The following is a 23,977-nucleotide window of genomic DNA, read 5'->3' on the forward strand; positions in this document are numbered from 1 at the left end:
TCCATTTTTCATCTTAAAGATAAGAGACACCAAAAAAGACAAACCTCCAAAAAGAAGTTTGTCTTCGGTCTGAAGGCTGCTCTAGAGCAGCCTTTACATTATTTAGCATTTTTAAGGCGTTCAACATCACGCGCAATCATGAGCTCCTCGTCAGTCGGAATGACTAAGATTTTGATTTTTGAATCCGGCGCTGAAATATCTCCAACATAGCCAAAGACATTCTTTTCCGGATTAATTTTCAAACCGAACCAACTCAGACCTGCAATGATATCGCGACGCATATTCACAGAATTTTCCCCCATACCTGCTGTAAAGACAAGTGCATCTATCCCATTGAGAACTGCAACATACTGACCGATAAATTTTTTTAGCCGATCAATAAAAATATTGTAAGCTAAGACAGAGTTCTTATCTTGTTTTTCAAGACCAGCCTCAATATCACGCATATCACTAGAGTGCTCTGAGACTCCAGCCAAACCTGATTCCTTGTTTAACATATTGACAACCGCTGCCGCATCAACAAGATCAGAATCATATTTAATCAAATAGGGAATGACTGCTGGATCAATATCTCCCGAACGCGTCCCCATCATTGGTCCTGCTAAGGGAGTAAAGCCCATTGAAGTATCGACAGATTGTCCGTGATAATTAGCTGTCAACGATACACCATTTCCAATATGAGCTGTAATCAATTTCAGCTCATTTAGAGGACGTTCTAATATTTCAGCGGCCTTCTGAGCTACATATTGGTGACTGGTCCCATGCGCACCATATTTACGCACCTGATAATCGCGATAATATTTTTGTGGAATGGGATAGAGATAGGCATAGTCGTTCATCGTGCTGTGAAAAGCTGTATCAAAAACTGCCACACTAGTAATATCAGGTAAAATATCCTTAAAGGCACGGATTCCTGCAGCATTTGCCGGATTATGTAAAGGTGCCAAAGCAGCCAATTCCTCAATCTTAGCCAAGGCCTCATCATCGACAATCACCGATTCTTTAAAATATTCACCACCAGCTACAATACGATGTCCAACGCCAGTGATTTCCTTATAATCAGCAATAATATGCAAGCGAATCAAGTCATCTAAAAGCATCTTAACAGCCTGAACATGATCGGCAATATTTAGCGTCTTACTGTCCTTTTTACCATCAAATTTTACTGTGGAAATGGAATCTTTCAGACCAATACGCTCAATAATTCCTGCAGCTAGAACTTCTTCCTCCGGCATTTGATACAACTGCCATTTTAGGCTAGAACTTCCTGCATTGATTGCAATTGTTTTTGACATACATTACACCTTTCAATAAAAAAATGGAAACGCTTCCTGATTGATAGAATCATTATAGCATTTTTCAAGAAAGAATGTAATCACTTGCCCATTTTTTGAAATTTTCCATAAAATCAATTAAAACATCACGATTTTGTAAATCTGTCAGTGGATAAACGAAAGTTTCTGGCGTCTGTTCACTTTGTTTGCGTAAGACAAAAATGGATTTAGCACTAGTAGGATTACCAAAAAGCTCATCTGGCAGGGTCACCATGGCCACAATATCAGCATAATCTTTAAGCCAAGCTTTAAGATCTCGACTCTGCGGACTGGTTAAAAGATTGTTGGGAGCTAAAAAGATGGCTGAACCATCCTTCTTGAGATACTTGAGCGACTGCTCCATCAGCAAGTGGTGAGCATAAGTATGTTCTCCGCTAGCAGCCACTTGATAGCGACTAACAATAACATCATTAGGATAGTAACCAATTGGTAAGTCGCTGATGATAATATCACTCTCTTTGATCAACTGAGGACGAACAGCATCCTCATGAACAAAACTGACATTAGCATCAACAACATCAGCAATACTTGCTGATAAATCAATCAAGAGATCATCAACCTCTATCCCCATGTAATTAAGCTCCTTATTACTATTATTAATCAAGGTTTGAGCTAAATTTCCTGTGCCACTACCGATTTCCAGAACATCAAGTTTCTGAGTGCTTGTTAATGCTTCCAATAAAAAAAGGATGACAAAACCGACAGTATCAGGAGTAAACTGATGATTGGCTTGTAATGGTTCCGTTTGGGCCGCCTTGATAAAAATAAACTGGTAAGCACGACGCCATTCTTCGGGACTCAATTTAAGCTCTTGCAATTTCTTATTGTTCGCTAGTAGAGTTTTATCTGTTGGATCTCCCTTCAGGTAGAGGGCGTTCTGCTCAATTAAAGCATCATATATATTGGTCTTTAATTGATTTTCAATCAGCTGGATATTCTCTAAAATCAGCTCATAGGCTATTTCTATTTTCTCAAAATTCATAAACATATCATATCAAAATTGAGGAAAAATAGAAATAATGAAGTTAGTGAAGATACCCTATCTGAAAAGTTCCTACTCCCCAATTGATTAGTTTTCTTCATCACTGCAGTCTTTAAGATAAATCAGATTTTTCTATCTTGAAACTTCACTTTCCGCATTACTACTTTCATCAAGGTTGCTATTTTTCGTTTTATCATCAGTTGAGGCAGAAGGCTTTGATTTTCCGTTTTTCTTCTTATCAGAGCGACTAGCAGAATCAGTTCGGGCAAAATCATAAGTGTAATCGCTCCCATCTGTCATTTTCACTATCACTGTCAAATTAGAGCCATTACGCTGGTAGCTGGCCTCTCCTTGATTAAAGATTACTTTACCTGAAGAATCTGTCTTCTCCTTTTCAACTATCTGAGCGATGAGATAGGATTGGCTATTGTTTTTCAGGGCTTGAACCTGCCGATGACTGGCTACAACTCTGTCTAAATAAAATTCCAAAAGCAAGACAAAGATAGCAGCCATGAGCAAGGCGTAGATAAGAACACCAGCCTCAACCCTTTTCTTCAAAAGCATAGACGAAGGTCCTTTCTAAGCCAGACTCAAAAGTGATGGTAATGGTAACCATTTGATTTTGTTGATGAATAACAGCCGAAACAACATGATAGAGCATGGGTTGATAGCCTCTGCCATCAGCGTTGGTCTTACGAAAATCATCCGAGCGTGACTTACCGAAGGCCAGAGATTGAGTTCCTTTTGTAACATAAAGTTTATTATCAGTTATTCGATCAAGACTTGAACCAGATAATTCCGAGCGTAACTGCTGACAAAAGAGAAGCCAGTCTTCTTCATCGTTTTTACTAATATGGGAAACATTGCTGCTTAAAATTTCGCTCAAGCCCTGATAAACCAAGACGCTGCCTGAAATGACTAAGAGGGCAACTAAGCATTCTAAGAGCGTAAAGGCCCTGATTTTATCTTTTAACCACATGTAAAATCTCCTCGCTCCCCTCATAAATAGAAATGTTAGATTGACTAGCTTCGACTCTCACTGTTACACCATTTAAGGTCAAACTCCTCTGGTTGGTTTGTATTGCCATTTGAGCGACATTGAGCACTTCTTGATCATGTAAATTATCTACAAGATCTTGGCGGCTGCGGTTAATTTCACTCAAGACCAAACTGACAATCATAGCCAGAATAGCTAAGGCTATCAAACTTTCCAAAAGGATGTAAGCTTTAATTTTCTGTTTTTTTATAGCGACCACTCCCTATATAAAGTTGATAAGTCACCGACTTATCCTCAGTTAAAAACTGAAGTTTTTCCAATGAAGAATTACCACCTGATGGCGAAAAGTCCAAATTATAAGAACGACTAGGATGAATACTAGTCGGTATCGCCAAAGAAGAAATATTATTGCTAATACGATGATCTGAAATTGTCAGCGTCATCTCTTTCTGTCTAGCAGCACTGAGCTTTTGTGTGTCCTGATAAAAATGTTCAAAAGATAGGAAAAAAAGTTTTTCTTCTATACTAGTAAAAATTTTTTTAACCGATCCTGTGAAAGTCAAGAGAAAAAAGCTGGTAAGAGCTAAAACCAATAAACTCTCAAGTAAAGTAAAAGCCTTAGTTTTGTACATTGCGACTTTCCTGATGTTTTTTGTAATAATCATTGTAAGAATCCGCCTGTTTCTGTGTGATATCACCATTGGACACCAGTTTAGACAAAGTAGCCTTATCGGTATGGTTCAGCTCGTATAGCTCTGCTTGACTGTCAACTACCTTAACAACAGCAGAGCCACCAGTATTTTTCACATTATCTTTTTGTTTAGCTAGATTAGGAACAAAAAGCAAGAGCAAGACACTGATGATGAGTAAAACCACCAGCATTTCAATTAAGGTAAAGGCTTTAGCCTTGCTTTTTTTCAAACGATTTAAATATCTTTGCATCATAAATGAACCTCCATATTTTGATACATAGGTAGCAGCATGGCTGCATAAATCATGACAATAACCAAAGCGACCAAAATGAAGACCAGAGGCTGAACCAACTGAATAGCTCGATTGACCTTGTCAAAAAAGGCTTCCCAAGTTTCTGCCGCATAAATTTCAAGCTCACTCCCCAGCTTAGACTTAATCTGACCATATTCAATAATCAAACTCAACTCTCTGAGGAAAAAAGGATAATCTAAAACCTTATCGTGAAATTCTTGCCCGGCCAGTAGAGCTTCTTCCATATCTCGGCCTATTTCTTGAAACAGTTGAGACTTTTGTGACTGCATAAGCTGAACAAGTTGACTCATCTCAATCCCTTGACCAACAAGATTACCCCATTCACGTGCATAATAGGCTGTTAGATAGAGCTGGACAAACTTTCCAACAAGAGGTAGTTTTGCCATCTTAGTGTACCAATTAATCTTGATCGACCGTCTCCTCAACCAGAAGAAAAGAGCGACTAAAAGAGCAGCAAATAGTATACTAATTAGAAAGAATAAGGGAAAATGATTGATGAGTTTGGTTGCAAAATTGCTACCTTCCAATTGGGGCAGCAAATAATTTTTTAACCCCAGCATGATAAGAACCAGAAAAGCAAGCAGAATGATAGGATAGGTTGCGACTTCAATCAACTTTTTCTTAACAGTCATAAGATTAGTTAAATAAGTTTCAATTTTTAAGAGACTCCCTTGAATATTGCCATGGACTTCTGCTAGAGCTAGTTGGGTTACAACGTCATCTGAGAACCCTAAGCGGCCCATCATAACAGCAAGCTTCTCTCCTGCTAGCATACTTTCGCGCATCTGATTGACATAAGCTTCTTCTAGGAGGTGACTGCGACCTAAGAAGTCTACAATTTCTGTCAGAGTAAAGCCAGATACTAACAGATTATTAAAAAGTTGGACAACTTTACGCTGACGGCTTATCCGCAATCTTTTCGTCTGCTGCCTGTTGCTCAGTAATATGTCCTGCTGCAAAAAGCCGATCAATTTTGTGATTCCAACTCCCAGTCCCATAATTTTGGAAATTTTCTTTAGCAAAATCAATAACACCCCCTCCCCCGATTAAACGCTGATAAGCGATACCCGCCAGACTATTGTTAAGCTCCTCCTGTGAAATCCCCAACTCTAACATCCGGGCGTAAACACCAGAAATACTTTTAGCGTGAACAGTTGAAAATACAGTAATCCCTGTCAAGCTAGCCCTGATAACTGCTTGAGCCGTTTGACTGTCCCTAATTTCTCCAATGATCAAAACATCCGGTCGGTGTCGTAAAGATAATTTAATCAGGCTATCGTAGGTCATATTGATACTGGGATTGAGTTGTAACTGCAACATCTCTTCCTGCTTGATCTCTACGGGATCTTCAATCGTAATAATTTGCTGATTAGGATACTTTCGTCTCACTAATTCATACATCAGAGTCGTTTTACCACTACCGACAGGGCCGGAAAAAAGATACAGCCCTCTTCCAACTATTTCAGGCAAGAGTTGGTCTAAACCATCAAACCAGAATTGTAACTGACGGCGCTGATCAAACAGTAAACGAATAACCAGACTCTCTCTGCCTCGATAATCTCCTACCGTTGATAAACGGAGAGCTGCTGCCCCTTCATCATCACTAAATTCATAATCACAGGATCCTAGCTGGCTACGGCGCTTTTCTCCAACATTCATTCCTGCCACAAATTTAAAGTGACTAATAAGGCCAGACATACGACTACCATCACAAGCATCAATAAATCTCCTCTCATCACCAATCCGCATATAAATATCATAATCATCTGCTTTAGGAATCATGTAAATATCCTGAGCTTCAAGCTCAACAGCCTGCTTAATGAGCTCTTTGCCAAAAGCTTGTATCATATAGCACCTCCTCACTTATCTATTCGAGGAAGAAAACAAAAAACCGAGAAAACTCGGTTTTTAATAATCAGCTGCTTTTTAAGAAATCTTAAACTGACAACTTGGAGAAACTGGCTTATCGTTACTACGATCATAGCCTGGACGATACCAATCTTTGGGAATAGCTTTCCAGTCCTTGAGAAGCGCTAATGAATGATATTGCTGCAAATCTTCATTACATTCTTCGCACCATCTCTGATCCTTGCTGTCCCAAAATGCAGTCATCACACTACTCTTACTATTGAAACTCGGATAGCGTTCAAAGAAATCAAACCATTCTTTCTTATAATATTTGAGGGCGTCATAATAATTTTCAAACTCTTGTACATCGACAATATCGTCTTTCCAACCCTCAAGAAACCACCAAGGCTCCATATCTCCATACATTTTGATTATTTGATACATAACTATTTCCTAACTTATTCCGTTATTATATAGCAAAAATGTTACAATTTAAAAAAATTTGTTTGGAAATATCAAATCAATTAGCTGTTTTGTATTGTTTATAGGCTAGAGCTTCATCTTCTGTCGCTAAAACAAGGTGCCCATCTGTGATTTCATGCATTTTACGAACCTGCCCATCTATTTCTAGACTGGGATCATAGACTTGTAATAGGCGCGCCCGTTCTTTTTCGGGATCTGGTTCTGGGATAGCAGATAGCAATGATTTAGTATAAGGATGGATAGGGTGATCATAAACCTTATCAGCTGGACCAACTTCCAGTAGTTTTCCCCAATGCATCACACCGATACGATCTGAAATGTATTTGACCATTGAAAGATCGTGAGCAATAAAGAGATAGGTTAGTCCTTGACCGTGCTGTAGTTTCTGCATCAGATTGACAATTTGCGCCTGAATAGACACGTCCAAGGCTGATATAGGTTCATCCGCAACGATAAATTGAGGATTAACAGCCAAAGCACGAGCAATACCGATACGTTGGCGTTGTCCCCCTGAAAATTCATGGGGATAACGCAGGAGATGATCCTTGTTCAAGCCGACCAATTCAATCAGCTCCTCTATCCTAGCCTGTCGCTCTTCTTTTGTCGGTGTTAGTTTATGGATATCGAGACCTTCTGCAATTATATCACTGATGGTCATGCGACCATTCAAGCTAGCTTGGGGATCCTGAAAAATCATCTGAGCATCTTTACGAAAATCATACAATTGCTTGCCCTTAAGGTCTGCTGTGGACTGACCCTTAAAATCAATCTCCCCGCTGTCAATATTATAAAGTTTTAAAATGGAACGTCCAATAGTTGTCTTTCCGGAACCGGATTCTCCTACTAAACCGAAAACTTCACCTTCATAAATGTCAAAACTAACATCATCAATCGCTTTGACCTCGTTAGATTTTCCCTTATTGAAAGTTAAGGAAACATTTTTGACTTCCACTATTTTTTTAGGTTCTGAGGTCATTTTTGTCTCCTTTTTAGTTCTTTCCACTGTTCCCAACGCTGTTGAATAAAATCAGGTGGGGTTACTGCTGGCGCACGTTCATCCAAGAGCCAGCTAGCTGCATAATGAGTATCCGACACCTTAAACATCGGTGGTAGCTCTTCATGGTCAATGTCCAAAGCATAAACATTGCGAGCTGCAAAAGCATCTCCTTTAGGAAGGTTTAACAAATCTGGGGGCGTCCCTGGAATAGCTTGTAAGCTGCCGGATTCTGTATTAGTTGTTGGCATGGAACCAAGTAAGCCCCAAGTATAGGGATGTTGCGGATGGTAGAAAACCTCGTCCACCGTTCCACATTCAACAATTTTACCAGCATACATGACAGCAACACGATCAGCCATACCAGCCACAACACCCAAGTCATGGGTGATAAAAATAATAGAAGATTCCGTCTGTTTTTGGATATCTTTCATTAAGTGCAGAATTTGTGCCTGAATGGTTACATCCAGAGCAGTTGTTGGCTCATCGGCAATGAGAATTTCAGGATTAGCCGCTAAGGCAATGGCGATAACAGCACGTTGGCGCATCCCACCAGACCATTGGTGAGGATAATCATTAGCGTGCTCACGCGCATCGAGAATACCAACCTTTTCCATCAAATGAACTGCTATTTCAAAAGCTTCATCATATTCCAAGTCCTCATCGTGTATCAAAGCTGGCTCAGCAATTTGTCGCCAGATTTTCATGGTTGGGTCCAGACTTGTCATTGGATCTTGAAAAATCATCGCAATTTCATTTCCACGAATAGGAACCCAATCCTTTTCCTCTAAAGTATTAAGATTACGACCTTTAAAGAGAATATCTCCTCTAACATCTGCATTTTTAGCGGATAACCCCATCAGTGTACGGGTTGCCACAGACTTACCAGACCCGGATTCCCCAACGATAGCCAATGTCTCCCCCTTATGCAGTTCAAAATTAACATCGCGAATAGCCTGAACATTACCAGCATAAGTATGAAAATCAACATAGAGATTCTCTACATTTAAGATAGTTTCTTTTGTCATGTTCATTCCCCTTCTATTCTTCTACATTTAATTTGGGGTCAAAAGCATCTCGTAAGCCATCCCCCAGAAGGATGAAGGCCAAGGAAATAAAGACCAAGGCCAAGGCTGGAATAACTAATTGATAAGGATAATACTGTAAATTTTCTTGGGCATCGGTAATCAAAGAACCTAAAGATGCCGTCGGCGGTTTGACACCGAGATTAATGGCTGAAAGGACGGCCTCATACATAATCGCACTTGGAACCGTCATCATGACTTGAACGATGATAATGCCTGAAATATTGGGAAGAATATGCTTAAAGGCAATCTTTAAATTGCTTTCTCCTAAGGTGCGTGAAGCTAGTATAAAATCGCGCTCTTTATAAGATAAGGTCATGTTACGAACTTGACGCGCCATGGCAGTCCAGCCAACAATAGCGATGGAAATAACAATCGCTGTAATACCATTCCCCAAAAGCAACCCTAACATGGTGACAATAACCAAATTGGGAATTGAGGAGATGACCTCGATAATCCTTTGCATAATAGTATCTGTCTTACCACCGATAAAACCTGATATGAGACCATAACTGACACCAATAACCAAGTCAATCAAGGTTGCTGCAACAGCGATTAAAAGTGAGATACGAATTCCAACAATCACCCGTTTAGCAAGGCTACGGCCAAGATTATCCGTTCCTAAAATAAATTTATCTTTCTTAGGAACTTCTTGTTCCCTATAAACATCTACTCTCCTTGTTGCTCCCGAATACTTAATCGTCCCGTTCCAAAAAGGTAGATGATCGGCAAGTTTAGGAGGCAAGTTGCGATAGGTTGTGACCTTGTCACTGTTAAATGTATTGGCTTCTTCTTTGCTGACAAAGACTGTCGAACCAATAGCAAAAATGAGCATCAAGGCCAAGAACCAAAGCGCTACAAAGGCTAGTTTATTTTTCTTTAGACGTCTCCAAGCATTCTGGATAAAGGATAGGGTGGGCTTTTGAATCTTTTCTTGTGAGTCAAGACTACCTATTCCCACAAACTTAAATGTTCTAGTATCTACCATAGTGTCTTTCCTTATTTCAAGCGTACGCGAGGATCAATAATACTGATGGCAATATCCGTTAACAGGATGGCCACCATCAACATCAGAGCATAGACAATCGTTGTTCCCATGATAACAGGATAATCTTTGGTTGGAATCGAGCTGACAAATTGTTGCCCGATCCCCGGAATAGAAAAGATTTGCTCAATCAATGCCGAACCTGTCAAGATATTGGCTGCCAGGGGCCCAATCAGAGTCAGAACTGGAATCATTGAGTTGCGATAGGCGTGTTGCTCTGTCACTTCTGATGAGGTCAAGCCCTTAGCACGAGCAAGTTGGATATAATCCGTATTGAGCGTCTCAATCATTTCGCTGCGGAAAAAACGAGTCACCTGAGCAAAGACTGGTATAGCCAAGGCTAAGGTTGGCAAGATCGATTGACTAAAAGTTCCCCATCCCACCATAGGAAGCAAAGACCACTTAAAGCCCAAATAATCTAAGAGAAGGAGACCAATGATAAAAGAAGGGACTGAAATTCCTAGCGTTGAGATGACACTCAAGATTCCATCAATCCAATTATTCTTATTGCGAGCAGAAATAGCTCCGACAAACAGTCCTGCAAAGATACCGACAACCAAAGCTTGAAAACCAAGTTGAACCGATACAGCCAGACGTTGTCCAATCAGAGTTGAAACCGACTGATTGATCGATTGATAACTCGTTCCCAAATCTCCATGCAGAACATTCCAGAGATATTGCAGATATTGTTGCCAAATCGGTTTGTCCAAGCCATATTGCTTATTCATCATCGCAATCATTTCATCAGTTAAATGAGGATTATTATAAGGTGTTCCCGGCAAGATCTGCATCAAGAAAAAGGACAAAGTAATAACAACCCACAGGGTGACTACTAAAATTGCTATACGTTTTAATAAATTTTTCGCCATAATTTCTCATTCCTTTAAAAGAACAAAACAAGAATTAGATTCCAATACTTGCCTGTTCAACCGCTTTACTCTTTATATGCATAGGTAAAGTCTGTGTAGAGACCTGTCGCATTAAGAACCAGACCTTTCAAATTAGGATTTTGTAACGCTTTGGTTGAGCGGAAATAAAGCGGATTATAAAGAGCTTCATCATAGAGCGCCTTCTCTGCTGCCTTGTAATCTTCAGCACCAGCACTCCTATCCAGAGCATCAGTTGTTAAAGCCTTATGATAGGCAGCATCATAAGCTGCGCTTGAAAATTTACCATAGTTATAAGCAGAATCTGTCGTAAAGAGACCATAGAAAGTAGAACCTTCTGAATAATCGCCTCCCCAAAGAACTAGAGCCACCTCAAAATTTTGATTTTTGGTATCATCCAAACGCTGCTTAAAGGTTACAAACTTTTCTTCAACAGTTAAACCTGGCAGGGCATTTTCCCAAGTTTCCTGAACATAATCAACAGCCGCTTTGGCAATAGAATCATCTGAATCGGCTGTAATCGTCAACTTCAAGTTAGAGAGCCCTTCTTCCGACAAACCTTCCTTAAAAAGTTTAGCAGCTTTTTTAGTATCATAAGTATAGCCAGGAGCTACATAATCCGCTAGGTCTGTTCCATCTGGAAGTTTTTCTAGGCCAGATGGAACCAGAGCTTTAGCCGGTACAGATCCTGTATCTATTGCTGCCTTAACAACACCCTTACGATTGGTGGCTAAATTAATGGCCTGACGGATTTTAGTATTAGTCAAACCTGGCACACTGCCTGTTTGATTGTAAACAATATAAGATGTTGTCGCTTCCGGTATTGTGATAACATCTTTGTTATCTTTATTAGCGTTATACATAGCCGAAGTCTGAGAAATATTCGCATAATCAAGATCTCCTTGTTTATACATCTGAACAGCCGTATCACGTTTTTTGATAGTTTGAACATTAACAACTTTGGTTTTGACATGCTTTGCGTCCCAGTAATATTTATTTTTAACTAACTTATAAGTACCGCTGGTCCCATTCCAGTCTTCAACTATATAGGGACCCGAATAGATTGCTTTATTGGAAGCTGTCCCATAGTTTTTACCAACCTTATTTATAAATGCCTTTTTCTGAGGGACAAAATTTGAAAAAGATAATAGCTCTTTAAATTGTGGTGCTGGATTAGAAAGGGTAAAAATAATTTTATTCCCTTCTGCTCGGACACCTAATTCTTCCACCGGTTTTTTACCTGCAATAATATCATCAGCATTCAAGAGATGGCCGTCTTGAGTTAAATAAGCATATTCGGAGGCCGTCTTAGGATTGACCATACGCTGCCAAGAATAAACAATATCTTCAGCCTCTAAATCACTGCCATCGGACCATTTGAGATGGTCACGTAAGGTGGCCGTATAAGTTAGTCCATCCTTTGAAACCTCAACTTTTTTAGCTAGGTCAGGCTTTAAATTACCATGCTTATCAACACGCAATAGATTACTGCCCGAATTCCCGATGGCCATTGCCGAATAGCGGTCAGTATTTTTAGAAATATCTAAAGTCACTATATCAGATGGATTATACCAATTGATTTCATCCTTATCAGCTTCTTTTTGCTTGAAGTGATAGGCTGTTGCACCGATAACAACAACAACCACTCCTGCTACAATCATCCATTTTAAATTTTTTCGCAACTTCCGTCTGAATTTTCTTTTAAACAACATCATAAAATGTTCCTTGTCTTAGAATTGAAAAATTATACCCAATAATATAATAATTATAACAATTTCTTTACAGGATGTAAATTTACTCAGCCGAGTTGAAGGCTGATAAAGAATTTGTACATGCAACAAAAACCCCTCCGTGAGTGATGGAACTCATCGGAGGGGCTAAGGTTATTTTATACCAAATAAACAGATAACTTATTCACTAACTGGTACTGCGTCAACAGGTTGCCCAACTGTATCATCAATAATTTCGATTTCATTGATGGCTTGCGGTTCAATGTTACGGTAACGATGCATACCAGTACCTGCAGGAATAATCTTACCGATGATAACATTTTCCTTAAGGCCAAGAAGATGATCTTTCTTACCTCGAATAGCTGCATCTGTCAAGACACGTGTCGTTTCTTGGAAGGAAGCTGCTGATAAGAATGAATTGGTTTCAAGAGAAGCTTTGGTGATTCCCATCAATACCGGACGGCTTGTTGCAGGGATACCTCCGGAAATAACGATATCCTTGTTAGCTTCCGTAAAGTCTGCAATATCCATCAGAGTACCTGGAAGTAACTCAGTATCACCTGGATCCATTACGCGCACTTCACGCAGCATTTGGCGTACCATAACTTCAATGTGCTTGTCTCCAATTTCAACCCCTTGGCTGCGGTAAACCTTTTGTACCTCGGCGAGCAAGTAGGTTTCAACGGAGAGCGTATCACGCACTTCTAAGAGATGCTTAGGCTGAATAGAACCTTCTGTCAAAGCAGCACCACGAGAGATTTCATCACCAACTTCAACTTTCATACGTGCTGTAAAGGGTACAACGTATTCTCCCTTACCAGTCTTACCTTCAACATAGACTTTCTTAGTCCGTGTTGCAGCATCTTCTTCGATATCTACGACACGACCTTTGACTTCTGTGATGACCGCTTCCCCTTTAGGATTACGTGCCTCAAAGATTTCCTGAATACGTGGCAGACCTTGAGTGATGTCCGTATTTGAGGCTACACCACCGGTGTGGAAGGTACGCATGGTGAGTTGGGTACCAGGTTCCCCAATAGATTGGGCAGCGACTGTACCAACAGCTTCTCCCACTTCAACCGCATCACCAGTTGCCAGATTGATACCATAACAGTGACGACAAACACCATGACGAGTGTTACATGTAAATACGGAGCGAATGGTTACTTCTTCAACACCAGCTTCGACGATATCTGCAGCCATGCTTTCGGTAATCAAGGTATCTGGCTTAACAAGGATTTCCCCAGTTTCAGGATGCTTAACAGATTTCTTAGTATAACGACCAATAAGGCGTTCTTTAAGTGTTTCTGTTACTTCCTTACCATCTGTAATAGCCGTAATAGTCAAACCACGATCAGTGCCACAGTCATCCTCACGTATGATAACGTCTTGGGCAACATCAACTAGACGGCGAGTCAGGTACCCTGAGTCGGCTGTTTTAAGGGCTGTATCGGTCATACCTTTACGAGCACCATGAGTTGAGAAGAACATTTCCAAAACAGACAAACCTTCACGGAAGTTAGATAGGATTGGAAGTTCCATGATGCGACCATTAGGCGCTGCCATCAGACCACGCATACCGGCAAGTTGAGAGAAGTTTGAGATATTACCACGAGCACCAGAGTCCATCATCATAACGATAGGGTTCTTAGGATCTTGAGTCTCAATCAAGCGTCTTTCTAGCTCTTCCTTAGCTTCACGCCAAGTAGCAGTAACAGCAGTATAGCGATCTTCGTCGGTCATCAAACCACGGCGGAAGGCTTTATTTATTTGCTCAACCTTACTGTGGGCAGATTCAATGATTTCTTGCTTATTATCAATAACCGGAATATCTGCAATACCAACGGTCAAGCCAGACAAGGTTGAATGATAATAACCTAAATCTTTCAAACGGTCAAGGAAAGCAGAAGTCTCTGTTGTATGCAAGCGTTTGAAAGTCTCAGCAATAATGTTTCCAAGATGTTTCTTCTTGAATGGTTCATTGATTTCAAGTGCTTCAATCGCTGGCTTGATATCAGTACCAAGCTCCAAGAAATATTTATCTGGTGTCTTATCTATCAAGTTAGCGTTGGTTGGTTCTTGAAGATAAGGTAATTCCGCTGGCATAATGTCATTAAACAGGATTTTACCAACAGTTGTAATCATGACCTTATGTTTTTGATCTTCGGTCCATGGTTTTTCTGGCATACTATCTGTCGCAATACCAACACGTGTATGCAAATGGGCGTAACCATTACGATAAGCCATGACAGCTTCATCGCGATCTTTAAAGACCATGCCCTCGCCTTCACGACCAGCATCTTCCATGGTCAGGTAGTAGTTACCAAGAACCATATCCTGAGATGGTGTTACGACCGGTTTTCCATCTTTAGGATTTAAGATATGTTCAGCCGCTAACATCAATAGACGGGCTTCAGCCTGTGCTTCTTCCGAAAGCGGAACATGGATAGCCATTTGGTCACCATCGAAGTCTGCATTATAGGCTTCACAAGCCAATGGGTGGAGACGCAGTGCCTTACCATCAATCAAGACAGGTTCAAAAGCCTGGATACCCAGACGGTGAAGAGTCGGTGCACGGTTGAGCAGAACTGGGTGTTCTTTGATAACTTCCTCAAGGATATCCCAGATACGCTCATCGCCGCGTTCAACCATACGTTTCGCAGCTTTGACGTTTCCTGCATATTCACGCGCAACAATTTCACGCATAACAAATGGCTTGAAGAGTTCAATAGCCATTTCACGTGGCACTCCACATTGGTACATCTTGAGCGTTGGACCAACAGCAATTACGGAACGTCCTGAGAAGTCAACACGTTTACCAAGCAAGTTTTGACGAAAACGTCCTTGCTTACCTTTAAGCATATGGCTCAAAGATTTAAGCGGACGGCTACCCGGTCCGGTAATTGGACGTCCACGACGGCCATTATCAATGAGAGCATCTACTGCTTCCTGCAACATCCGTTTTTCATTCTGAACAATGATTCCTGGCGCATTTAACTCAAGCAAACGGGCTAAGCGGTTGTTACGGTTGATAACACGACGATAGAGGTCATTGAGATCAGAAGCCGCAAAACGTCCACCATCTAATTGAACCATCGGACGCAAATCCGGTGGAATAACTGGTAGGATATTGAGCACCATCCATTCAGGTTTATTACCTGACTTGTAAAAGGCGTATAATACGTCCAAACGACGAATAGCCTTGATACGTTTTTGTCCAGAAGCAGTCTTCAATTCTTCTTTGAGTTCAGCAATTTCAACTTCTAAATCAACCTGCTTCAGCAGATCTTGAATAGCTTCAGCACCCATCTTTGCGACGAAAGAGCCATAGCCATACTCTTGAAGTTTTTCACGATATTCGCGCTCTGTCAAGATTGACTTAGGCTCAAGTGGCGTATCTTTAGGATCGATAACTACATAAGCTGCGAAGTAGATGACTTCTTCAAGAGCACGAGGACTCATATCAAGAGTTAAGCCCATACGTGAAGGGATACCCTTGAAATACCAGATGTGTGATACTGGTGCTTTTAATTCAATGTGCCCCATACGTTCACGACGCACTTTGGCACGGGTAACTTCAACACCACAGCGGTCACAAACAATACCTTTATAGCGAATACGTTTGTACTTACCACAAGCACATTCCCAATCTTTTGTAGGACCAAAGATAACTTCATCAAAGAGACCTTCGCGCTCTGGTTTAAGTGTGCGGTAGTTGATAGTTTCAGGTTTTTTAACTTCACCATAAGACCAAGAACGAACCTTGTTCGGTGAAGCTAAAGTGATTTGCATACTTTTAAAACGATTTACGTCAACCACTAGTATTACCTTTCTAGTTTATAGTGATAGAGGTGGACAAGCAACAAATAATCTTTGATGCTACGCTTATCTCACCTTCTGAGGATAGATAGCTATTTATTTCAGCTTAGTCTTCGCTCGTTGGCATATCGATGACTTGCTCTGCAAGTTTAGCCGCTTCAGCTTCCTGTTTTTGACGAGCTCTCTCGAGATCATCAACATGCATCACGTCGTCATCTTCACCTTCATCAAGATCACGTAGTTCAACCTCTTTGTTGTCTTCATCAAGAACACGCATATCCAGACCAAGCGATTGCAATTCTTTTACAAGCACACGGAAAGATTCTGGTACACCAGGTTTTGGAATTGGTCTACCCTTTGTAATAGCCTCATAGGCTTTCAAACGACCAGTCACATCATCTGATTTGTAAGTCAGGATTTCTTGAAGAACGTTTGAGGCACCATAAGCTTCAAGAGCCCAAACTTCCATTTCACCAAAGCGTTGACCACCGAACTGAGCTTTACCACCAAGGGGTTGTTGTGTAACCAATGAATAAGGACCAGTTGAACGTGCGTGAAGCTTATCATCAACCATGTGGTGCAATTTAATCATGTACATGACACCGACAGACACACGATTGTCAAAAGGCTCACCAGTACGGCCATCATAAAGAACGGTCTTAGCATCACTATCCATGCCAGCTTCCTGAATGGTTTCCCATAGGTCCTCAGAACTTGCTCCATCAAAGACTGGAGTTGCGATATGAATACCTAGATTACGAGCGGCCATACCAAGGTGAAGCTCCATAACTTGTCCTATGTTCATACGAGATGGCACCCCAAGTGGATTCAACATGATATCAACAGGTGTTCCATCTGGCAGATAAGGCATATCTTCTACAGGTACAATACGTGAAACGACACCCTTGTTCCCGTGACGACCCGCCATTTTATCACCGACTTTAATCTTACGTTTCTGAGCGATATAAACACGAACTAACATGTTGACACCAGATTGCAGTTCATCACCATTGGCACGCGTAAAGATTTTCACATCACGGACAATTCCTTCACCACCATGTGGCACGCGCAGAGAAGTATCACGAACTTCACGTGATTTATCCCCAAAAATGGCATGTAAGAGGCGCTCTTCAGCAGAAAGATCCTTTTCCCCTTTTGGAGTGACCTTACCAACAAGAATATCGCCTTCCTTAACTTCTGCACCGATCCGGATAATTCCCATTTCGTCAAGGTCTTTCAGTGCTTCTTCCCCAACATTTGGAATTTCACGAGTGATTTCTTCAGGACCAAGCTTTGTATCACGAGTTTCTGATTCAAACTCTTCCAAGTGAACTGATGTGTAAACATCTTCCTTAACAAGACGTTCACTCATAATAACGGCATCCTCAAAGTTGTAGCCTTCCCAAGTCATATAAGCGACAATTGGGTTGCGGCCAAGAGCCATTTCACCTTGTTCCATTGAAGGACCATCAGCGATAAAATCACCCTTTTCAACCTGATCACCAACTTTAACCAGAGTACGTTGGTTATAGGCAGTACCAGAGTTTGAACGTCGGAATTTTGTCATGTGGTAAACATCCAAAGAACCATCTTCGCGACGAACTTCTACCTTATCAGCGTCTGAGAAGGTTACACGTCCATTATGCTTAGCGATGACAGCAGCACCTGAGTCGTGTGCTGCTTGGTATTCCATACCCGTACCTACATAAGGTGCTTTAGGATCAATCAGCGGTACCGCTTGACGTTGCATGTTGGCCCCCATCAAGGCACGGTTAGAGTCATCGTTTTCCAAGAATGGAATACATGCTGTCGCAACAGCAACAACCTGTTTTGGTGAGACGTCAACGTAATCAACCGAATTTGCTGAAAATTCTTGGTTATTCCCTTGATGGCGTCCCATAACGATTTCTTCTGCAAAGGTACCGTCTTCATTAAGTTTTGAATTGGCTTGAGCAACTGTGAATTCATCTTCTTCATCAGCAGTCAGCCAAACGATTTCATTGGTGACCTTACCAGTTTCACGGTCAACCTTGCGGTATGGCGTCTGAATGAAACCATACTTATTCAAATGTCCGTAGGATGACAAGTTGTTGATTAAACCGATATTTGGTCCTTCAGGTGTTTCGATTGGACACATCCGACCGTAGTGCGTATAGTGTACATCACGAACCTCATAACCAGCGCGATCACGCGTTAAACCACCAGGGCCTAAGGCTGATAGACGGCGTTTGTGAGACAACTCAGACAACGGATTGTGCTGATCCATGAATTGTGACAATTGTGATGAGCCAAAGAACTCTTTAACAGCAGCTGTCACTGGACGAATGTTGATAATTTGTTGTGGTGTCAGAACTTCATTGTCTTGAACTGACATACGTTCACGAACATTGCGTTCCATACGTGTCAAACCGATGCGGAACTGATTAGACAAAAGTTCACCGACCGCACGAATACGACGATTCCCTAAGTGGTCAATGTCATCCACCTTACCAAGACCTTCTGCTAAGTTAAGGAAGTAACTCATCTCAGCTAAAATATCAGCTGGTGTCAAAGCGCGGACTTTATCGTCTGGATTAGCATTTCCTACAATGGTAACCGTACGATCTGGATCATTAGGAGAAATAACTTTAAACTTTTGAAGGGCAACAGGCTCTGTCACAACAGCGTAATCGTTTGGCGTGTACATGAAGGTGTTTAAACCACCGTCCAGCTGTTCGGCAATAGAATCTATCACATCACGAGTCATAACAGTCCCAGCCTCAACAAGAATCTCCCCCGTTTCGCTGTCAACCAAGTTTTCAGCAATAGTTTGATTTAATAAACGTGTCTTAACATTGAGTTTTTTATTGATTTTGTAACGTCCCACAGCCGCTAAATCGTAACGACGAGGATCAAAAAAGCGAGCAGTTAATAGACTACGTGAACTGTCGGCTGTTTTAGGCTCACCTGGACGCAGACGCTCGTAAATTTCTTTAAGCGCTTCATCAGTGCGTGAATCAGCAGGGTTCTTATGAATATCTTTTTCAATAGTGTTGCGAACCAAATCGCTATCTCCAAAGATATCAAGGATTTCATCATCACCCGAAAAGCCAAGAGCACGTACAAGTGTTGTGAACGGAATTTTACGTGTGCGGTCAATACGGGTATAGGCAATATCCTTTGCATCGGTTTCTAACTCTAGCCAAGCGCCACGATTGGGAATTACAGTTGAACCATAACCAACTTTCCCATTTTTATCCACCTTATCATTAAAATAAACACCAGGTGAACGGACTAACTGAGACACGATGATACGCTCACCACCATTGATGATAAAAGTTCCCATTTCAGTCATGATTGGAAAATCTCCAAAGAAAACTTCCTGAGTCTTAATTTCACCAGTTTCCTTATTCACTAAACGAAAAGTAACAAAGATCGGTGCTGAGTAAGAAGCATCGTGAATACGGGCTTCCTCAAGCGTGTACTTAGGTTCTTTCAACTCATAGCCAACAAACTCCAATTCCATAGTGTCTGTAAAGTTTGAAATAGGAAGCACATCTTCAAAGACTTCTTTTAGACCGTTGTCCAGAAAATCTTGGAATGAATCCGTTTGGATTTCGATTAGATTGGGCAAATCAAGAACTTCTTTAATTCTTGAAAAACTACGACGGGTACGATGTTTCCCGTATTGAACGTCATGTCCTGCCAAGTTTCTATCTCCTTTATCGTAAGATACAAAGATCTCGAATTTTAAAGCTAAGCCGATAAATAGGCAACAGTTAAATTCAGATCGAGGTCAATAATATTTATATCTGCCGTTTAGATACTGCTAATTTTCAGAACCTTTATATTTTAATGACAATTATAAAAATCTCAAAAATTAGGCACAAAAAGAGCAGCTAAATCTGACTGAAAAAGTTTGATTTAACTGCTGTATCCCTTGATTGGACAATATTTCAACCAAGTTAGACGACAAATAGTTAGATATATTATACCTTATTTTGCCTTATTTAGCAAGTTTCTTCAACTCATCTTCAATTTGGTTATGTATTTAATCAAAGATCCCTGTTATAAAATGGTGTGCAAGCAAAAAGACGTGTTCGTCTAATATACTAGACTCCCATAACAATTAGTATAGGTAACGATGAGACTTGAGAATGAGTTTAAAATTAATGGAGCTAAAACAAATGTAAAATCAATGGGGATGAGCAGTTTTAATCAATCTAAGAGGCTGGGACAAAAGCTCTGCTTTTTTTGTTCTAGCTTCACCAATAACTGCGCAGAAAAGGCAGAGCGACACAATCGAAGTCAACTTGCATGAGGATTTGAATTTTTGGTATAATGGAGCGATAGTATTATAAAAAACAGGGAGAAAAATAATGATCATTTTGGATGAATTAAAAGAACGGGGATTAATATTTCAAACCACCGATAAAGAAGCTCTACGAAAAGCGTTTGAGAACGGGCCTATTTCTTACTATACCGGCTATGATCCAACTGCTGATAGTCTTCATCTAGGACACTTGGTAGCCATCCTAACTTCACGCCGCTTACAGCTAGACGGTCACAAACCTTATGCTCTGGTCGGAGGGGCTACTGGGCTCATCGGTGATCCGTCATTTAAAGATGCTGAACGCAGTTTACAAACCAAAGAAACTGTTGACGGTTGGGTTACAAAAATCCAAGGACAGCTTTCACGTTTTCTTGATTTTGAAAATGGCGATAATAAGGCCGAAATGGTCAACAATTATGATTGGTTTGGCTCTATCAGTTTTATTGATTTCCTGCGTGATGTTGGTAAATATTTTACCGTCAATTACATGATGAGTAAGGAGTCTGTTAAAAAACGCATTGAAACAGGAATTTCTTACACTGAATTCGCTTACCAAATTATGCAAGGTTACGATTTCTACGAGCTCAATAACAAGCATAATGTTACCCTGCAAATCGGTGGATCCGACCAGTGGGGCAATATGACAGCAGGAACCGAATTATTACGCCGCAAAGCTGATAAAACGGGACATGTTATCACAGTTCCTTTGATTACCGATGCAACTGGTAAAAAATTTGGTAAATCAGAAGGAAATGCCGTCTGGCTTGACGCTGATAAAACCTCTCCCTATGAAATGTACCAATTTTGGCTCAATGTTATGGACGATGATGCCATACGCTTCTTAAAAATTTTTACTTTCCTTTCACTGGACGAAATCGCTAATATCGAGAAAGAATTTAATGCAGCGCGTCACAAACGCTTAGCACAAAAAATTCTAGCACGAGAAGTCGTAACTCTCGTTCATGGGCAAGAGGCCTACGAACAAGCTCTTAATATTACCGAACAACTCTTTGCTGGAAATATCAAGAATCTTTCAGCTAAAGAACTTAAACAAGGGCTCAGTAATGTTCCAAACTATGCTGTTCAAGCAGATGACAACCTTAATATTGTTGAACTATTGGTTCGTTCCGGAGTCGTTAATTCAAAACGACAGGCCCGCGAAGATGTTCAAAATGGTGCTATTTATATCAATGGTGAACGTACTCAGGATCTTGACTACACCTTATCTCCTAGCGATAAAATCGATAACGAACTAACCGTTATCCGCCGTGGCAAGAAAAAATACTTTGTTTTGACTTATTAGTTAATGATTATTAAAAAGACTGAAAAACTTAATTTTTTCAGTCTTTTTATATTTCAAATCATTCCTTAATGAAGCGATCCAATAGGCTAACTACCAAAAACATACCTATAAAAATAATGGTAATGGTCGCACTAGCAGGAGTTTCCCAATAGTAAGAGAGAATAATACCCAAAATCATACCAACAAACCCTATTCCTATAGCTGTTAGGATAACAGATTTAAAACTATCCGCTAAACGCATTGCAATACTAGCTGGTAGAACCATAATTGTCGAAACTAATAAAGCTCCAGCCGCTGGAATCATCATGGCAATAGCAACCCCTGTCACAATATTAAAGGCAATAGACATCAAACGCACAGGTAAACCATCTACAAAAGCAGTATCTTCATCGAACGTTAAAATATACATTGGACGAATGAAGAGTAGAGTCAAAATCAATATAATGATGGCAATCACAAAAAGGGCAAAAACTTGTTCTTGACTAATCGTTATGATAGACCCAAATAAGTACTGATCTAAACTTACGCTAGAACTACTAGTCTTACTCATAACGATAAGAGAGACGGCCAAACCTAAGGACATGAGAATAGCTGTTGAAATCTCGATATAGTGGCGATAAACCGTTTTTAAATATTCTAAAACCACTGCTGCAACAACTACTACTATGACCGTTGTCCAGGTCTTATCCCAACCCAGCAAAATACCAAATGCAACTCCCGCTAAGGAGATATGACTCAAGGTATCGCTCATTAAACTTTGACGACGCAAAATTAAAAACAGGCCCAAAATCGGTGAAAATATGCTGATTGCCACTACTGCTAGAAGAGCACGTTGCATAAACTCATATTGTAAAATATCAAGCATCCAAATTTTCCTTCCCTTTCTCAGAATCATGGATATTAAAGCATCGCCATGGAAGATCCTGATTACGAACCAAGTGGATATTACGATCAGCATAATCCTTCACTTCATCCGGATCATGAGTAATCATTAAGACCGACTTTCCATGTTGATGAGCGCTGTGATGCATCAGTTCATAAAAAGTTTCTGTGGTACCAGTATCCATACCAGTAGTTGGTTCATCTAGCACAAAAATATCAGGATCTGAAGCAAACATACGAGCAATAACCGCACGTTGTTTCTGACCACCACTTAAAGCTCCTATTTTCTTATGACGATTTTCCCACATCCCTACTGACTCTAAGCTCACACGAATATGCTTTTCATCATGTTTATTCAAATGGCGAAACCAGCCATTGCGTGGATAACGTCCAGATTTTACAAACTCATAGACAGTAGAAGGAAAGCCCGCATTAAAACTAGCGATTTGTTGTGGGAGATAGGCGAGTCGTAATTTTTTCCCATCCTTATTAGTTTTTGAAATAGTCACACTCCCCTCTTTTGAGTCTAAAATTCCAAGTGTCACCTTAATAAGTGTTGACTTAGCAGCTCCATTCTCACCAGTTAAAGTAACAAACTCTCCACTATTCAAATAATAACTAATCCCTTCAAGAACAGGATCAGAATCATATTGAAACGATAAATTTTCAACAGTAATATATTTCATCAATTATCAAACTCCTTATTAAGCTTATTTAAAAACCGTTCAATCACACGTTGCTCTTCTTGAGAAAAGTCATCCAAGATAGTATCATATGCAGACAATGTAGAAGCATGATGATCTTCATGCTCTTCAGCCACTTCTTGAGCAATATTTGTCAAAGAATAATAGATAATCCGAGCATCAGAATCGTCACGAGTAGTCACCAATAAATTTTGACTAATCATTGCTTTCACTGCCTTTGTAACAGCCGCTTGACTAATATTTAATCTTTTAGCTAAGTCAGAATTTGTTAGGCGCTCACGAGAGAGTAACATTAAGATATGTTCCTGAGTATTCGTTAGTTTCCAATCAGACTGACAATGGCCTAGAAGTAATTCATTTTGATGCTCAGCCAGCAACAAAATTTTATTAAAAAAATGATCTAAATAATTAGCTAATTCTGACATATTAAACTCCTTAACTAGTTAACAATCATCATAATATCACTAAAAATTATAAAGGTCAAGTAGCATAAGTGTTCATCGCACACAAAAAAGGAGTGCTGCTGCCAACACTCCCTCTCATCAGATCAACTCCGCCAGTAGGACT

21 protein-coding genes are annotated in these 23,977 nt (G+C 40.3%); 1 reads left to right on the forward strand and 20 read right to left on the reverse strand.

Features of this window, described 5'->3' with window-relative positions:
- Nucleotides 1–98: 98 nt before the first annotated feature.
- The 17 genes from ACFOSE_RS05970 to rpoB all read right to left on the reverse strand — a co-directional run bounded on the left by ACFOSE_RS05970 (nt 99) and on the right by rpoB (nt 19,897).
- On the reverse strand, nt 99–1,295 hold the full coding sequence (locus tag ACFOSE_RS05970) for an acetate kinase (RefSeq protein WP_380431632.1): 1,197 nt from the start codon (nt 1,293–1,295) through the stop codon (nt 99–101).
- A gap of 64 nt (nt 1,296–1,359) precedes the next feature.
- Nucleotides 1,360–2,316: a class I SAM-dependent methyltransferase gene (locus ACFOSE_RS05975; protein ID WP_380431634.1), complete on the reverse strand. Its 957-nt coding sequence runs from the start codon at nt 2,314–2,316 to the stop codon at nt 1,360–1,362.
- A 132-nt stretch (nt 2,317–2,448) separates the two neighbouring features.
- Nucleotides 2,449–2,880, reverse strand: coding sequence for a competence type IV pilus minor pilin ComGG (gene comGG, locus ACFOSE_RS05980; protein WP_380431636.1), 432 nt, complete (start codon nt 2,878–2,880; stop codon nt 2,449–2,451).
- Complete coding sequence (comGF, locus tag ACFOSE_RS05985; protein ID WP_380431638.1) at nt 2,858–3,295, reverse strand: competence type IV pilus minor pilin ComGF; 438 nt, start codon at nt 3,293–3,295, stop codon at nt 2,858–2,860. Before comGF ends, comGG begins: the two co-directional genes overlap by 23 nt.
- Nucleotides 3,279–3,572: a competence type IV pilus minor pilin ComGE gene (comGE, locus tag ACFOSE_RS05990; protein ID WP_380431640.1), complete on the reverse strand. Its 294-nt coding sequence runs from the start codon at nt 3,570–3,572 to the stop codon at nt 3,279–3,281. Before comGE ends, comGF begins: the two co-directional genes overlap by 17 nt.
- Nucleotides 3,544–3,945, reverse strand: coding sequence for a competence type IV pilus minor pilin ComGD (comGD, locus tag ACFOSE_RS05995; protein WP_380431642.1), 402 nt, complete (start codon nt 3,943–3,945; stop codon nt 3,544–3,546). The genes comGE and comGD overlap by 29 nt, the downstream gene beginning before the upstream one ends.
- Nucleotides 3,932–4,258, reverse strand: a complete 327-nt coding sequence (comGC, locus tag ACFOSE_RS06000) for a competence type IV pilus major pilin ComGC (protein ID WP_380431644.1) — start codon at nt 4,256–4,258, stop codon at nt 3,932–3,934. Before comGC ends, comGD begins: the two co-directional genes overlap by 14 nt.
- Nucleotides 4,255–5,316 (reverse strand): competence type IV pilus assembly protein ComGB, encoded by a 1,062-nt coding sequence (comGB, locus tag ACFOSE_RS06005; protein ID WP_380431672.1) that lies wholly within the window; start codon nt 5,314–5,316, stop codon nt 4,255–4,257. Before comGB ends, comGC begins: the two co-directional genes overlap by 4 nt.
- Entirely contained in the window at nt 5,210–6,166 is a 957-nt protein-coding gene (gene comGA, locus ACFOSE_RS06010; RefSeq protein ID WP_380431646.1) for a competence type IV pilus ATPase ComGA, read from the reverse strand. The genes comGB and comGA overlap by 107 nt, the downstream gene beginning before the upstream one ends.
- Before the next feature lie 78 nt (nt 6,167–6,244).
- Nucleotides 6,245–6,610 (reverse strand): DUF1033 family protein, encoded by a 366-nt coding sequence (locus ACFOSE_RS06015; protein WP_380431648.1) that lies wholly within the window; start codon nt 6,608–6,610, stop codon nt 6,245–6,247.
- Nucleotides 6,611–6,686: 76 nt separating this feature from the next.
- Entirely contained in the window at nt 6,687–7,625 is a 939-nt protein-coding gene (locus ACFOSE_RS06020) for an ABC transporter ATP-binding protein (RefSeq protein ID WP_380431650.1), read from the reverse strand.
- Nucleotides 7,622–8,671, reverse strand: coding sequence for an ABC transporter ATP-binding protein (locus ACFOSE_RS06025; protein WP_380431652.1), 1,050 nt, complete (start codon nt 8,669–8,671; stop codon nt 7,622–7,624). The genes ACFOSE_RS06020 and ACFOSE_RS06025 overlap by 4 nt, the downstream gene beginning before the upstream one ends.
- 13 nt (nt 8,672–8,684) lie before the next feature.
- Nucleotides 8,685–9,716 (reverse strand): ABC transporter permease, encoded by a 1,032-nt coding sequence (locus tag ACFOSE_RS06030; RefSeq protein WP_380431654.1) that lies wholly within the window; start codon nt 9,714–9,716, stop codon nt 8,685–8,687.
- 11 nt (nt 9,717–9,727) lie between these two features.
- The gene (locus ACFOSE_RS06035; protein ID WP_380431656.1) at nt 9,728–10,642 is read right to left on the reverse strand and encodes an ABC transporter permease; all 915 of its coding nucleotides are present in this window, start codon (nt 10,640–10,642) and stop codon (nt 9,728–9,730) included.
- 65 nt (nt 10,643–10,707) lie between these two features.
- Nucleotides 10,708–12,375 carry a peptide ABC transporter substrate-binding protein gene (locus ACFOSE_RS06040; RefSeq protein ID WP_380431658.1) on the reverse strand — a complete coding sequence of 556 codons (1,668 nt, stop codon included), beginning with the start codon at nt 12,373–12,375 and terminating at the stop codon, nt 10,708–10,710.
- 195 nt (nt 12,376–12,570) lie between these two features.
- Nucleotides 12,571–16,209 (reverse strand): DNA-directed RNA polymerase subunit beta', encoded by a 3,639-nt coding sequence (gene rpoC / locus ACFOSE_RS06045; protein ID WP_380431660.1) that lies wholly within the window; start codon nt 16,207–16,209, stop codon nt 12,571–12,573.
- Nucleotides 16,210–16,315: 106 nt separating this feature from the next.
- Nucleotides 16,316–19,897, reverse strand: coding sequence for a DNA-directed RNA polymerase subunit beta (gene rpoB, locus ACFOSE_RS06050; RefSeq protein WP_380431662.1), 3,582 nt, complete (start codon nt 19,895–19,897; stop codon nt 16,316–16,318).
- Nucleotides 19,898–20,567: 670 nt separating this feature from the next.
- Here rpoB and tyrS point away from each other — a divergent pair.
- Nucleotides 20,568–21,824: a tyrosine--tRNA ligase gene (gene tyrS, locus ACFOSE_RS06055; RefSeq protein WP_380431664.1), complete on the forward strand. Its 1,257-nt coding sequence runs from the start codon at nt 20,568–20,570 to the stop codon at nt 21,822–21,824.
- A 58-nt stretch (nt 21,825–21,882) separates the two neighbouring features.
- Here tyrS and ACFOSE_RS06060 read toward each other — a convergent pair whose 3' ends face one another.
- Genes ACFOSE_RS06060 through ACFOSE_RS06070 form a run of 3 tightly spaced genes read right to left on the reverse strand, consistent with a single transcriptional unit; the run spans nt 21,883 to nt 23,835 of the window.
- A complete protein-coding gene (locus ACFOSE_RS06060) occupies nt 21,883–22,689 on the reverse strand; it encodes a metal ABC transporter permease (RefSeq protein ID WP_380431666.1) in 807 nt (268 codons plus the stop codon).
- A complete protein-coding gene (locus tag ACFOSE_RS06065) occupies nt 22,682–23,392 on the reverse strand; it encodes a metal ABC transporter ATP-binding protein (RefSeq protein WP_380431668.1) in 711 nt (236 codons plus the stop codon). The genes ACFOSE_RS06060 and ACFOSE_RS06065 overlap by 8 nt, the downstream gene beginning before the upstream one ends.
- Entirely contained in the window at nt 23,392–23,835 is a 444-nt protein-coding gene (locus ACFOSE_RS06070; protein ID WP_380431670.1) for a zinc-dependent MarR family transcriptional regulator, read from the reverse strand. Before ACFOSE_RS06070 ends, ACFOSE_RS06065 begins: the two co-directional genes overlap by 1 nt.
- Nucleotides 23,836–23,977 lie beyond the last annotated feature (142 nt).

Origin of the sequence: Streptococcus dentapri, assembly GCF_042649885.1 — a bacterium.
In the GTDB taxonomy this organism is placed as follows: domain Bacteria; phylum Bacillota; class Bacilli; order Lactobacillales; family Streptococcaceae; genus Streptococcus; species Streptococcus dentapri.